General features: G+C 46.5%; 11 protein-coding genes. 2 read left to right on the top strand and 9 right to left on the bottom strand.

Features of this window, described 5'->3' with window-relative positions; translation table 11 throughout:
- Nucleotides 1-82 precede the first annotated feature (82 nt).
- Nucleotides 83-952, top strand: coding sequence for a pyridoxal kinase PdxY (pdxY, locus tag ACF8CV_RS09300; RefSeq protein ID WP_005499985.1), 870 nt, complete (start codon nt 83-85; stop codon nt 950-952).
- Nucleotides 953-1,001: 49 nt separating this feature from the next.
- Here the strand turns inward: pdxY and ACF8CV_RS09295 are convergent, their stop codons facing one another.
- From ACF8CV_RS09295 to malT, 9 genes are all read right to left on the bottom strand, one after another.
- The gene (locus ACF8CV_RS09295) at nt 1,002-1,496 is read right to left on the bottom strand and encodes a type IV pilin (protein ID WP_005499979.1); all 495 of its coding nucleotides are present in this window, start codon (nt 1,494-1,496) and stop codon (nt 1,002-1,004) included.
- A 229-nt stretch (nt 1,497-1,725) separates the two neighbouring features.
- A complete protein-coding gene (gene sstT, locus ACF8CV_RS09290) occupies nt 1,726-2,943 on the bottom strand; it encodes a serine/threonine transporter SstT (protein WP_005458382.1) in 1,218 nt (405 codons plus the stop codon).
- 355 nt (nt 2,944-3,298) lie between these two features.
- Nucleotides 3,299-4,375, bottom strand: coding sequence for a ribosome small subunit-dependent GTPase A (rsgA, locus tag ACF8CV_RS09285; RefSeq protein ID WP_065779244.1), 1,077 nt, complete (start codon nt 4,373-4,375; stop codon nt 3,299-3,301).
- 313 nt (nt 4,376-4,688) lie between these two features.
- Nucleotides 4,689-4,985, bottom strand: coding sequence for a glucose PTS transporter subunit EIIB (locus tag ACF8CV_RS09280; protein ID WP_025510665.1), 297 nt, complete (start codon nt 4,983-4,985; stop codon nt 4,689-4,691).
- A 176-nt stretch (nt 4,986-5,161) separates the two neighbouring features.
- On the bottom strand, nt 5,162-5,623 hold the full coding sequence (locus ACF8CV_RS09275) for a copper chaperone PCu(A)C (RefSeq protein ID WP_005458360.1): 462 nt from the start codon (nt 5,621-5,623) through the stop codon (nt 5,162-5,164).
- Nucleotides 5,613-6,227: an SCO family protein gene (locus tag ACF8CV_RS09270; RefSeq protein ID WP_005458304.1), complete on the bottom strand. Its 615-nt coding sequence runs from the start codon at nt 6,225-6,227 to the stop codon at nt 5,613-5,615. The genes ACF8CV_RS09275 and ACF8CV_RS09270 overlap by 11 nt, the downstream gene beginning before the upstream one ends.
- 9 nt (nt 6,228-6,236) lie before the next feature.
- On the bottom strand, nt 6,237-6,662 hold the full coding sequence (locus ACF8CV_RS09265; protein WP_017447187.1) for a hypothetical protein: 426 nt from the start codon (nt 6,660-6,662) through the stop codon (nt 6,237-6,239).
- Between the two features lie 245 nt (nt 6,663-6,907).
- On the bottom strand, nt 6,908-7,825 hold the full coding sequence (locus ACF8CV_RS09260; RefSeq protein WP_005458367.1) for a DUF368 domain-containing protein: 918 nt from the start codon (nt 7,823-7,825) through the stop codon (nt 6,908-6,910).
- A gap of 591 nt (nt 7,826-8,416) precedes the next feature.
- Entirely contained in the window at nt 8,417-11,125 is a 2,709-nt protein-coding gene (malT, locus tag ACF8CV_RS09255) for an HTH-type transcriptional regulator MalT (protein WP_153646067.1), read from the bottom strand.
- 753 nt (nt 11,126-11,878) lie between these two features.
- On the opposite strand from malT, the gene ACF8CV_RS09250 reads away from it, so the two are divergent.
- Nucleotides 11,879-14,332 carry a glycogen/starch/alpha-glucan phosphorylase gene (locus tag ACF8CV_RS09250; protein WP_140154316.1) on the top strand — a complete coding sequence of 818 codons (2,454 nt, stop codon included), beginning with the start codon at nt 11,879-11,881 and terminating at the stop codon, nt 14,330-14,332.
- Nucleotides 14,333-14,343: the final 11 nt, after the last annotated feature.

Genomic DNA, 14,343 nt, shown 5'->3' with positions numbered 1-14,343 from the left:
TCGGATACACTACTGGTTTCGCAAAACTGGCGCTTGCCGCTGTCTTTGAACTATCGATAACAACAATAAGAGGTAAGGTACTATGCAAGGTATCCTCTCTATACAATCTCATGTTTCTTTTGGTCATGCTGGTAACAGCAGTGCCGTTTTCCCAATGCAACGCATGGGTTTCGAAGTATGGCCGATTCATACCGTTCAATTTTCTAACCACACTCAGTATCAAGAAGGTTGGACTGGGCGAGCGTTTGCGGCTGAAGACATCAGCGAGTTAGTTCGTGGTCTTGGAAACATCGGTGCATTGGAAAAATGCCAAGCGGTGTTGACGGGCTACCAAGGCAGCGCAGAGCAATGCCTTGCTGTTGAAGATACCGTGACGAAAGTGAAGCAAGCGAATCCGAACGCACTTTATGTTTGCGACCCTGTGATGGGCGCGCCAGACAAAGGCTGCATTGTGGCACCGGGCATTGCTGAAAATCTTCTGACTCGTTTGATGCCAATGGCGGACGTGATCGTTCCGAACCAATTCGAGCTAAGTCAATTTGCTGAGATGGAAATCCACTCACTAGACGATGCGATCACCGCATGCCAACGTGCGCTAGCGAAAGGTCCAAAAGTTGTGCTAGTTAAGCACCTTTACTGCCTAGAAAATGGCAGCTTTAACATGCTACTGGCTACGCAAGAAGGCATTTACCTTGCGAAGCGTCCTCAATTTGAGTTTGCTAAACAACCTGTTGGCGTGGGCGACCTTATCTCGGCGATCTTCACTTCAGGATTGCTGAAAGGTTGGTCTCCTAAACAAGCTTTCCAACATTGTCACGACGCGTGTTACGGGGTGTTAAGCGCCACTTACCATGCAGGCGAATGGGAACTGCAAACCATCGCAGCGCAGCAAGAGTTTGTTGAACCAAGCAAACACTTCCCAATTGAAGAAGTAGAACTAGAAATGGCGTAACGCTATTTTCGAACACAAAAAAGGAGCCCGGCGGCTCCTTTTTTGATCGCTAACATTGGGACGCATCGACTTTAAAACTGTGTCCGTCTTTTCCTGCGCCTTCCAATCGGTAATAGGCGTAGCATTTGCCTTGCATCAAAGCTTCTGGCGAGTCACTAGGGCCGTAGCCGACTATCGAATAAGTGTTGTTTTCAATGAACACCAAGTTTGCTTGCTTCATTTCGTCTGAGATCGTCATGTTGTCGAAAAAGCCAAGGTGTTCGCCACATTCGCTTTGCGTTTCTGGGTAGCCGTTGTAAAACTCTTGATAGCCCACAGCAGTCAGGACACATTGGTTTGCGCCATTCTCTTGGTTGAACGCTTTCGCATTGGCGTTGAGAATGGAGACGTAGTACTGCATGTCGGCAAACAAAACTTGAATGGCAGCAGAGCGGGCGTCGGACGTGCGCTGGTTCGAATGGTGGAGTGCATAAGCAGAGATTCCGCCTAGTAAAACAGCAGCGAACAACCACTCTTTCAATGAGAAACTAGACAACCATCTCATTCGTTTACCCTCAAATTAAATCGACCATTCATTCAATGGGGCGGCGGGGCGGCATTCTACGCATCGAATCTTGAAAACTTAAGGGTAAATCCCGTGTTTCAGAAAAAACTGACAGAAAGTTTATTGGTGATCAATGAGTGATACCGAATGCATATTCTATCGACAATAAATTATCGACAACGAAAAAGGGGAGCCAACAGGCTCCCCTTTCTATTATTCAATGTTTATCTTACTGGCTTTTTTGCTGTTCTGAACGGCAAACAGCAGCGGTAAAGATAACGTCTGTTGAACTGTTTAGCGCTGTTTCAGCAGAGTCTTGAATCACACCGATGATGAAACCAACCGCTACCACCTGCATTGCTACGTCGTTTGAGATGCCAAACAAACCACACGCTAGAGGGATAAGCAGTAGAGAACCGCCCGCAACACCAGAAGCGCCACATGCAGAAACCGCCGCGACAACACTTAGAAGTAGCGCTGTCATTAGGTCAACTTCAATACCCATTGTGTGCACTGCAGCCAGCGTTAGCGTTGTGATAGTGATTGCTGCACCAGCCATGTTGATGGTTGCACCCAGAGGGATAGATACTGAGTAAGTGTCTTCATCTAGGTCTAACTTCTCACATAGCGCCATGTTTACTGGGATGTTCGCTGCACTTGAGCGAGTGAAGAACGCTGTTACGCCACTTTCACGTAGACATTGGAATACCAATGGGTACGGGTTTTGTTTGGTTTTGAAGAATACGATCGCTGGGTTTACTACTAGCGCGATAATCATCATTGCACCAAGTAGAACCGCAAGAAGGTGAGCGTAGCTTGCTAGCGCGCTGAAACCAGTTGTCGCGAAAGTTGAAGCAACCAGACCAAAGATACCAAATGGTGCAAGACGGATGATGAAGCGAACAATGTGAGAAACACTGTGGCTTAGGTCTTCAAATACCGCTTTCGTTGTTGCTGATGCGTGGTGAAGTGCAAGGCCAAGACCCACACCCCAAGCAAGAATACCGATGTAGTTCGCTTCTACTAGTGCGTTTACTGGGTTATCAACCAGTTTAAACAGCAATGTTCGTAGGATTTCTGCAATACCTTGAGGAGGCGTTGCACCTTCAGCGCCGGTTACAAGCGTTAGATGGGTCGGGAAAAGGAAGCTTAGAACCACGGCTGCAAGCGCTGCGAAGAACGTACCCATTAGGTACAAAACAACGATTGGGCGCATGTAAGTGTGTTGGTTTTTCTTTTGGTTCGCAATTGAAGCGGCAACCAAAATAAACACTAGGATCGGCGCGATGGCTTTAAGAGCGCCTACAAAAAGGCTACCAATCAGTCCAACGCTTTCAGCATGGCTTGGTGAAACTGTTGCGAGCAAAATACCAAAGACAATACCGACAAGGATCTGGAGAACGAGGTTACCGCGAGCATATCGGGCAACGAGGCTGTTGTGTTGCATACGTCATTCCTGCAATTTTATGTCAGAGCGGCAGGGCAATAGCCAAACATTACACGGCGATAATGCCCTTGATGAACAAGGAATGAGCATTGCTTCTGTGCGCTAAGAACATGATTATCAATTATCCTGTTTTTATAAATTCAGCCATTTTCTTGCTGAATATCACATATCTTAGCTTGGTAATATTTTGTGTCTAGTTTTAGTTTGTTTTTGGATTAAATGTTTGCTCGATGTTATCTAAACGAGATTTTTATGTTGAAAAATCTCATTGGTTATGAGTAATGGTTTTTAATAAAGTTATTAAAAAGGAGACGAAAGTCTCCTTTGAATTTATTGACAACTCAAATCTAACAACTCAGTAACTTTGCTGACGTTTGCGTTTATCACTCATCACATTGCGAGTAAGTTTGCCAAATTGTCGGCTCTGAGCTCGTTGCTCTGCTAAGGTCGCGCCATTAAAGGCTTGTTCTCGCAGCAGCTTTTGATAATTGTTGAAACGGCGAACTTCAAGAGAGCCATTTTCAATGGCCGCTTGAACGGCGCAACCTGGCTCGGTTTGGTGTTTACAATCACCAAATCGACAATGCTCGGCAAGCGCTTCAACGTCAGCAAAGGCTTCGCTGACACCAGCTTCGCAATCGACGAGTTGGATTTCTCGCATTCCTGGAGTATCGATCAAAATCCCGCCCGCAGGTAATAGGTGAATCGAGCGCGAGGTCGTCGTATGGCGTCCTTTGCTGTCGTCTTCACGGATATGCCCTGTCGATTGTTCTTGTTGACCAAGTAACGCGTTGACCAGCGTTGACTTACCCACCCCTGATGAACCGATAAAAGCAACGGTTTGCCCTTCATTACACCAGCTCATGAGCTTAGAAGTACTTTCTGCATCTAAGCCGTTGACCGTCTCAATGACTAGCAGAGGGTCTAGCTTCTGAACTTGGCTTTTGAGTTCATCGACGTCGTCGCACAAATCGGCTTTGGAAAGCACGATAACGGGCTCGACGTCAGCTTCGTGAACTAAGGCTAAGTAACGTTCAATACGGCTTAAGTTGAAATCGTGATTGAGTGAGCAGACGATAAACACCGTATCGACATTGGCCGCGATGAGTTGCTCTGCCACTTTGCTGCCCGCCGCTTTGCGGCTAAAGAGGCTCAAGCGATCCAGTAAGCGAACAAATTGCTGATCTTCATTTAAGATCACCCAGTCTCCGACGGTCATATTGGGCAGAGAGTGGTGGACATTAAGGTGAACTTGCCCTGCTTCTGTTGCCAATAAATAACCACTTCGGTGATGCGCGATCACGCGTGCAAAGATCGTATTGTCGTAGTCGTCTAGTGTCAGTTGTTGCTGAAAAAATGGTTTCCAACCCAATTGCTTTAATGGGTTTGAAGTAGAAATTAATGTGTCACAAAAAGTATGTGTTTGATTCATTGTTGAATTATCCCAGACGCAACAAAGCGCCTTAATACAAATCGCATTAGGGTCTAATTCGGATAGAGTTGACCCCGGTGAAGACCGGGCAGAGAAGGGGAGTTGTGGCTATGCCACAGAGTTGGTGCGGTTAGGTTTACCCTTGCGATGCCCAGTTAGTGCTATTCAATACAATCATCATGTGTCCTCTTTGTTAGTTGATACGTTGGTGAGTTCATTCTTTGGTTAATGAAACGAAGAGAGTATAGCTGCCCTTTTTATTTGTGGGTAGCAAAATCACCGCTTAGTTTGCTAGGAGAGTTGCTACGAGCGCCTAGCTTGTTATTCGTTCTTCCATGATCTGCGAATACGTGTTGGCTTTCAAACCGTATATGATTTGGATATGACGTTCATCCAACACAACAACGCCATGAGCGCCATGTTTCTTTAAAGCCTCTTTATCTACGACAGCAGTAGAGCGCAGCGTGAGTCTTAGCCGCGTTGCACACGCCCCGGTTTCCACCACGTTATCGAGGCCACCAATTGCGGCAATAATGGTGTCCACGTCTTGCTCGACATTTGGATTGGTTTGAGTCAAAAAACTGAAAACGCGTTTGAGAGCTTGAAACATAAAGAGTTATCTCGGGAACAGGGTTAGATGTGGAAACAAGGAAATAGAGTTATAGCGAAGAGGGAGGTGTGTTGTATGGGGCATAAAGCACAGATTTACATTTTTAAATAAAATCGCCATTGCGCTGCGAGAGAGCGAATAAAACAAAGGCTCCTAATGAGGAGCCTAATTCGATTTTAGTGGGCTGTATGTTTCATCCCTGCCATCACTTTTTTCACTGGCGCGTTAAAGCTCTGCTTTTGGCCGTTATCGTAAGTCACGGTTACTTCGATTTCATCCCCTTCATTGAGCGGCGTTTTCAAATCAAACAGCATGATGTGTAGGCTGCCCGGTTTTAGCTCGGTGGTCTCTTTTGCACCTAGCGTGATGCGGTCGATTTGGCGCATTTTCATCACATCGCCGTCTTTAATGACATCGTGCAATTCGACTTTGCCCGCTGCTGGCGTTTCTGCGGCAACGATATTGATGTCGTCTTGGCTGCGGTTGGCAAAGGTTACGAAGACGGCGCTGGTGGTTGCACCCGGAGCCATAGCACGCGCATACGGTTCGTGCGCCATGACATCGAGCTTAGCCTGAGCTAAAGGGCTGAGCAGTAATGCCCCCAAAGCCAATGTTTTGAACAGTTGATTAGCCTTCATTCGAGCCTTCCTTAGTGGTGAGTTTTGAAATTGCTTCAACAATCGGCGCAGGCGTTAGCGTGTGTGGCACTTTGGTGATCAACGTGCCGTCCGGTTTGAGGAAGTAGAAGTAAGAGCTGTGGTCAAGGGTGTACTTCAGTTCCGAACCTTCTAATTCGGTTTTACGGAAAATAACGCCGTAGCGGTGAGCAAGTGGCGTCGTGATGTCCAACGGCGCAGATAGGCCTTCAATCATCGGGTGGAAGTAGTGCGCATATTTTGCGGACGCGTCCGCTTCATCACGTTCTGGATCGAGAGAGATAAACATCGGGCGCAGCTGCGCTTTTTGCTCATCGCTGATTTGATTTAGTGCTCCTGCCAGCATCGCGAGCGATGTTGGGCAGACATCAGGGCAACGAGTAAAACCGAAATACACGATACGAATACGAGGGTCGTTCACATCAAAGACGTTGACTGGTTGATTGTTTTCGCCAAACAACACGCTTTGTTCTGACGAGGTTGTTTCTGAAACGTCTGCGGGTTTATCTAGGCTATCTAAATAGGTTTTAGTACCGAAACCCAGTACGAATGCGACTACGAGAAAGAGAGACCAATTGCGGCTCATAATGATTCCTTATCTTTGCATTTTGATGGCGGGATAGATGGTGGATTGTCCGTCGGTCAGTTCTCCGACCCACGTCATCGATTCTTGAGTGCAAACGGGCAACACGACTTCGCCAGAGTATTTTCCAGGTGCTATTTTCTTGAGGAGAAACTTCGGCTTGCCCATTTCCATTTCTCTTCCTGAAAGGCTCAGAACCAATTGCTCTGCGTCACTTTTGTTCCACTCGACATCGAATTTAGCAGGAATAAGGGGCTGAGCATTATCGACATTGAGTGTCATGGTGACACCTTGTTGGACACATGCCGTTGTCGAGAGCAGGCAGTACTCATCAAGTGGTTTGATCGTCGAGGAAAAAGAGAAACTCTTGAGCAGCGTCGGGGCGTAGAATCCCGCAACGAGTGCGACCGCAATGGCGGCAATTTTTAACACTTTCATTAAGGTTCAGCATTTATCACTTAACATTAACCGCATCGTAGCACATATGTGTAACTCGCCAAGGCGTCGCCTCGACAATTTGTGCGTTATACCTAAATGATTTTGAGATGAATGAGTTAACGACTCATTGTGAGTCGGACTTGGGTTGAGAGCGTGTGCCGAACCACCGAATTGTCGGCTTTTTCTACGCCCTAAAAACAAAAACGGAGCCAATGGCTCCGTTTTCTATGAATGTGCTTCGCGGTTTATTTGTCAGAGTCTGCGAACTTTTCGAGACCTAAAACCAACGCAATAGCAGCCAGCATCATTACGACCGCAATCACTAGCTGCGATGGTTGAGAGGTAATGTGTTCAAATTCAAATGGAGACAAGTTGTGTTGTAGTAACGGTACTTGTTCGCCTTTCGAGTTCGTACGCCATGTTAGGGTTTCTTTCCAAGGCCAGATTTTAGGTAGTGTACCGATCATCAAACCAGTTAAGAACATCAGCGTGAAGTCGCGGAACTTGCGTAGTAACCACGAGAGCAGATGAGAGAAAGAAAGTAGGCCAATCACGCAGCCTGATAAAAATAGCGCCAACGTATCCACTTGGAAGCCTTTTACGGCCGCAAGTACCGGAGTATACATACCGATCAGTAGCAGGATGAAGCTGCCTGAGATACCAGGGAGGATCATCGCACAAATTGCGATCGCACCTGCAATCAGCGTATTAATAGCGGTAGGTTCAAGATGCAGTGGTTTCAGCACCGTAATGCTATACGCAAAGCCGACGCCCAGTAGAAGAGTCACGAAACGAATCGCATCGCGTTTCTCTACCTGACGGAGGATGTGATACACAGAGACCAAAATGAGGCCGAAGAAGAACGACCAAATAGGGATCGGATGAGTGTCTAGCAGCCATGTGATCAACTTCGCTAAGGTTGCAATGCTCGACAAGATGCCAGCAAACAGAGCAATAAGGAAAAAGCCATTAATATGATTGAATGCGGCTTTAAAACCGTCTTTTCGCCAGATAGAGAAAAGAGACGGGTTAATACGACGAATGCTTTCAAGCAGTGTATCGTAAATGCCAGTTATGAATGCGATAGTACCGCCCGACACGCCAGGGACAACGTCGGCTGCACCCATGGCTATTCCTTTGAAGAAAGTAATTAGATAGTTCATTTCTTTAGTGCTAAGTCATGTAGTTGGCACAGAGTATACAAAGATTGTTGCGAAAAAAGTATGAAATAGTGTCGTAGTTAGTATTTGAGTGGTTGCTTATGAATCAATCCCAGAAAAAGGCGAGAACAGCGAACTTTCAACTCGTTAACATTTTATTTTCATTTACATTTTGACTAACTCAATTGTTAATAAATTACCTGAATTGCATTTTGAAATTGCAGAATGCAATTAAGTTTTGTTTTTTGCAAAAATTTATATAGGCAATATCAGTTTATATGAGATCTTGTGCCCAAAAATAAAGCTTTGAAAATTGGTATGATTAATGCATAATACTCCTCGACCCTTCTTAAGCCGAGGGTCACCTAGCCAACTGACGTTGTTAGTGAATATAGATTGTTCACAATAAATATGAGCCAATCGCGATTATTGCGGTTGGCTATTTTTTTGCCTGTCGTATATGAACAACGTTACTTACGTGCTTTGCAAATTGCACTTCCCTCACTGGCGGCTTATAAAAAAAGGGCTGACGCATAACGCCAACCCATTTTTGTTTTCAATTAAAAGCCCATTTCTTTACTAAGGTTATTTGATTTAGTAACCCATCAATTGCAGTAAATTCTCCGCAGTTACAATGGCTTCTTTACGATTCGCGATGTTGAGCTTTTGATACAAGTTGCGAATGTGGGTTTTGATTGTCGTACCTGCCACATCCAATTCTTGTGCGATTTGCTCGTTACTAAAGCCAGAATAAATCAAACCTAGAACCTGCCATTCGCGCTGTGTTAACGGGCTCGTGCGTACAAGCTCCGGCACATTCGGATGATTTACCAACTTTTCAATAAAGTCTTCATCAAAGTGGATCGAGCGGCTGCGCTGATTCGATGAAATGTCTTTCATTAGTTGTTGAGCGCGGTGACGTTCTAGATCGCCCAGCTCATGACGCAGGCTGAGTTTCTCTAGCAGGCCACCAATCGTAGCGCCATCAATTAGGAAGTTTCCGACCATACCGGTTTGGTTCGTCATTACTAGCGCTTCTTTTAGCAGCGCTTTGGCTTGCTCTTCGTCTTTTTGGCGTGCGGCCAATACGGCTTCAACAACGAGGTTGCGATTGGTATCGGTAATGAGGTTGGTACGGCGCGCTTCACTTTGCAGGAAGTTTAGCGCTTGGCGTGCTTCCTCATACTGACCCAAATTGATGTGTGCACGCACTATATTGCGCCATTGCAGTTGTAAGAAGTGGTTACATGCCGATTCTGGACGAACCGCCGTGTTCAACCATTCTTGCATGGCTTCTGTATTGCCACGCGCTTGCCAGAATAAGATCAACGATAAAGAGGCGTTGGCGGTCCAATCTACATGGTACGTAGACTGCTTCATTAAATGTTGAATGTGCTCGATGAATTTACCAGCTTTGTCTAGCTCGCCACGGCCAATCGCAATGCGCGCCAACATTGAGTAGCTATGTAAGTGCTTACTTGGCGAATGGTTTTCGAGAATTTGTAGGCCTCGGTACGCACATTCTTCGGCTTCATCTAGGCGGTTCCAGCACCACAAGACTTGCGCGCGGATACGCAATAAAAACTCGTGCAGAGGAACGTGCTGTAATTGCTGATCTTCAATCAGACGAAAGCCTGAATCTTGCAGCTCAAAGGCCGCTTGCACGTAACCTTGAGCAATCAAGATTTCGCTTTGTTGTAAAATCGCCCACAGTGCTTGATGGTAAACCTGATACTGGCGCGCCAATTTTTCGGTTTGCTGCATCATCGGCAACGCGAGGTCGAGTTTACCCAGCACGTGGTTCACTTCGCCCACGACTGAGGTCGCGACAATTCGGCTACGGTAAATAGTGTTGTCTAGTTGGCTGAGAGCCAGCTCCGCAAGTTCAAGCGCTTTCTCGGGTTGGTTGCTGTTAATCGCGACCTGAGCAAGCAGCGCGTTAGCTTGGCCTTGGTAATGGATATCTAGCTCGATATTACGCTTTTTATGCTCTTCTTCGGCTTCTTCAAGCAATTGGCCAACTTGATTGTATCGGTGTTGGCTCTGCGCTAACCATGCACGTAACATCGTCAATTTAGGGTGGCTAAACAGCAGCTCTGCATCCAGCTTATTGATGGCATGCTCGAGTGTGCTTAACTCACCTTGGTTGAACATCTTCCAACCGAATTCATTCAAAATCTCAACGACTAAGTCTTTATCGTTGGACTTTTGTGCGTGATGAATGGCTTGGTGTGGCGATTTTTGTTGTAACCAAGCGACCGCCGCATTGCGGTGAAGATCTTTTTCTTGTTGAGGAATACGTGCTTGACGCTCGTGAGACAAGAACTCGCCAAACAAGTTGTGGAAGCGGAACCAGTTATGCTCGCCTTCAAGTGGATAAATGAACAAGCCGTAACGGTTAAGCGATTCAATCAGACCCAGCGCGTCTTCGCGTTGAGTGAGGGCAAATACCAGTTCATCGTTGAAGTGATCAAGCACGGACACTTGCATCAAGAAGTGACGAGTTTCGTGATCGAGCAGGTCAAATACTTCTTCGACCAGATAATCCCACAAATGCGCGTGATTGAACTGCGATACCGACTCGACGGTTTGCGCCAATGTGCGGTTTTGATGTTGGGCTTGCAGCGCGATCAACTGCATCGCAGATGGCCAACCTTCCACGTAGGTTCTTAGGCTGTTCGCCATGTCTTCATCAATGCCATCGGCAATGCGTTGGTTAAAGAAGCGGGTGGTTTCTTCAGTATCAAACGCCAACATTTCGTTGCCGATTTCGATCATTAAATCGCGCACACGCAAGTTTGCCGTGCCCAGAGGCGGCGCTGCACGGCTGGTGACGACAACCGTTAAGTTGTCTGGCATGTGCTTGAGGAAGAAACGCATGGATTCATGAATTTCATCGTTGGTGATCAAGTGGTAGTCGTCGAGAACCACGTAGCATTCTTGATGAAAATCTGCCATTTCGGCAAATACTTCGCTAAACAGCGAGCGTAAAGAGGAAATCTGGCGCTTTTCGGCCAGCTTTTGCGCATTCGAGCAGCTGAAGTTGGTCGCTTTGTTCAGCGCTTGGAGTAAATAGTTGACGAAACGAAAGCCATCATTGTCACTGTCGTCAATGCTGTACCAACCGACGTTTGGCTTATCGGATAGCCACTGAGCGGCCATCGTTGTTTTTCCGTAACCTGCTGGAGAACGGAACAAAACCAATTTGTAGTAAGGCGCTTGTTGTAGTAAGTCCAACACTCGTGGGCGCACAATGGCATTGTGTAGTCGGCCGGGACGAGTAAGTTTAGATGGAATCCACATTAGTAATTATGTCCTTATTTATGATACCCAAGTGACTTCAACGCACTGTTTTTAACAAGAGACCCTCTCGAAGTCTTCCTCTCGTCCAGCGACACCGTTAAACAACCATCAATGTTTCGGCGATTAAGCGTGATTTTCACTTTGCACTGCCCTGTTTTGGGTTTGGCAATATCCACACAAAATGTCATCTCCCGAGGTCACTTAGGTATAAAAGCTAGCAAAACTAGAAATGACTCACACCGCATAATTCTAGCTTGTATAAAAATTGCTCAATCTTGTAAGCCGAGAGGGATGGTACGACATCAGAAATGCTCGTTACTTTGATCCACTTCCTAATTCTCAAGAGTTGATGGATTTGGCATCAACTACGCCCTTGTTTTGTGATTTTTGTCACTTAAATGTCTTTGGTGTTGGTGCTATTAAGATTGTGTTGCACATCTCTTGCGAAAAATTTCTCGATGTTAACGAAGCTAATGTGATCGGTAAGACACTTTTTGCATGATAGGTGAAAAGGGCAATAAAAAGCGTCATGAACAATCTTTAACCTTTCTCATATTTGGTTGTGATCAAAATCACTAAGAATAGGAGCCAAGGACGTCGTGTTGAGATTTGGATCACTAACTTCCTTATGGTCCCCCCTCTACGCCCTCACCCCTCCTCCTGCAAAGGAGGAGAATTAGGAGGATGTTTATTCACAGAGGTAAATGCACGATGTATGGCAGATGAATTACTAAAAGACGTGAGAATTTCGTAATGAAACCTACTCAACAGAAACAATTTGACAAGAAGTCCTTCCAAGACAGCGTTAAGAAACACCTTTCAGTAACTTACGCTCACACGGTTGAAAACGCAGACAGCCGCGCATGGTACCTAGCAATGGGTCGCGCACTGGCTGAGTTCACTACTTTTGATTTGCTTGCTACTGAAACCGATCCTCGCATCCAACAAGCGAAGAGCGTTAACTACCTTTCACTAGAATTCCTTATTGGCCGTTTAACGGGCAACAACTTAATCAGCATGGGTCTGTACGAACAAGTAACAGAAGCAATGGCTGAATTAGGTCATAACCTAACTGACCTTCTAGAAGAAGAGCGCGATCCATCACTTGGTAACGGTGGTCTTGGTCGTCTGGCTGCATGTTTCATGGATTCATGTGCTGCTCAAGAGTTCCCAACAGTGGGCTACGGCCTTCACTACGAATACGGTCTGTTTAAGCAGTCGTTCAAAGACGGTCGCCAACAAGAAGCACCAGACGCATGGCGTGGTGTGGAGGGCTACCCTTGGGAGGTTGCTCGTCCTGAGCTGGCGCAAGAAATCGGTTTTTACGGTCACGTTGAAGTTGTTAATGTAGACGGTAAAGAAGTTCGCAAATGGGTTCCTGGCATGTCTGTAAAAGCAATGCCTTGGGATCTGCCTATCGTAGGTTACGAATCAGATACTGTTTACCCGCTACGTCTTTGGGAATGTCAGGCGATTGCACCATTCTCACTAGCAAGCTTTAACAACGGTGATTACTTCGAAGCGCAACATGCACTGATCGACGCAGGTAACATCACCAAAGTGCTTTACCCGAACGACAACCACGAGAAAGGTAAAACACTGCGTCTAATGCAACAGTACTTCCACTCAGCAGCGTCTGTACGCGACATCCTACGTCGCCATGAAGCAGCAGGCTACTCGCTAGCGGATCTACCTAAGCAAGAGACTATCCAGCTTAACGATACGCACCCAACGATTGCGATTCCTGAACTAATGCGCATCCTGATGGACGAAAAAGGTCTAACTTGGGAAGCGGCTTGGGAAATCAGCTCTAAGACATTCGCGTATACCAACCATACGCTACTTCCTGAAGCACTAGAGACATGGCCAGAGTCGCTAATTCAGCACCTACTACCACGTCACATGGAGATCATTTACGAGATCAACCATCGCTTCCTACAAGACGTACGTGCAATGTGGCCGGGTGATGTTGCGAAACAACAGAAGCTTTCTATCATCGAAGAAGGTTTCCACCGCATGGTTCGCATGGCAAACCTATGTGTAATCGGCTCTTACGCAGTAAACGGCGTGGCGGCACTTCACTCTGAGTTGGTTAAGAAAGACCTATTCCCAGAGTTCCATGAAATGTACCCAACACGTCTACACAACGTAACAAACGGCATCACGCCACGTCGTTGGTTGAAATTCTGTAACCCAGGTCTGTCTCAGCTTATCACTGAGAAAGTAGGCGCAGAATGGCCAGCGAAACTTGAGCAGCTAGAAGGCATTGCTAAGTACGCGACTGACGCGACATTCCAAAAAGAATTCATGGCAGTGAAGAAAGAGAACAAAGAGCGCCTAGCAAACTGGGTGAAAGAGCACATGGGTATCGAGCTCGATACTAATGCTATCTTCGATGTTCAAATCAAGCGTCTGCACGAGTACAAACGTCAGCACCTAGATTTGCTACACGTACTGTCTTTGTACCACCGTATTCTTAACGAACCAGGTTTTGAGTGCACGCCACGCGTAGTGTTCTTCGCAGCGAAAGCCGCACCGGGTTACCACCTAGCGAAAGAAATCATCTTCGCAATCAACAAGATTGCAGACAAGGTGAACAACGACCCTCGCATCGGTAACAAGATGAAAGTGGTATTCATTCCCGACTACCGCGTGAGCATGGCTGAAATCATCATCCCTGCGGCTGACGTTTCTCAACAAATCTCGTTAGCGGGTAAAGAAGCATCAGGTACGGGTAACATGAAGATGGCGCTAAACGGTGCCCTAACTATCGGTACGATGGATGGTGCGAACGTTGAAATTCGTGAAGAAGTGGGCGATGAAAACATCTACATCTTCGGTCTAGACGTTGAAGGTGTGAAAGCGCTAAAAGCTCAAGGTTACAACCCATTTGACTACTACAACGCGGATCACCTACTCAAAGCGTCCATGGACCTACTACTGGGTGAAGAATTCACTCCAGGTCAACCGGGCCTACTACGTGCAACGTACGATAGCCTACTGGATGGCGGTGACCCATACCTATGTCTTGCGGACTTCGCATCGTATGTGAAAGCGCACGAAGAGATGGGCAAACAATATAAAGACCAAGCTGGCTGGGCGAAGAAAGCCATTCTTAATACCGCCCTTGTTGGTAAGTTCACCTCAGACCGCTCAATTCGCGACTACGTGAACAATATCTGGAAACTAGAAGCGGTTCACCGTTAATAGAACAGAGT

The organism is Vibrio sp. zbq_1, assembly GCF_043102935.1.
In the GTDB taxonomy this organism is placed as follows: Bacteria; Pseudomonadota; Gammaproteobacteria; order Enterobacterales; family Vibrionaceae; genus Vibrio; species Vibrio parahaemolyticus.
This window is presented reverse-complemented; position numbering and strand designations above follow the sequence as displayed.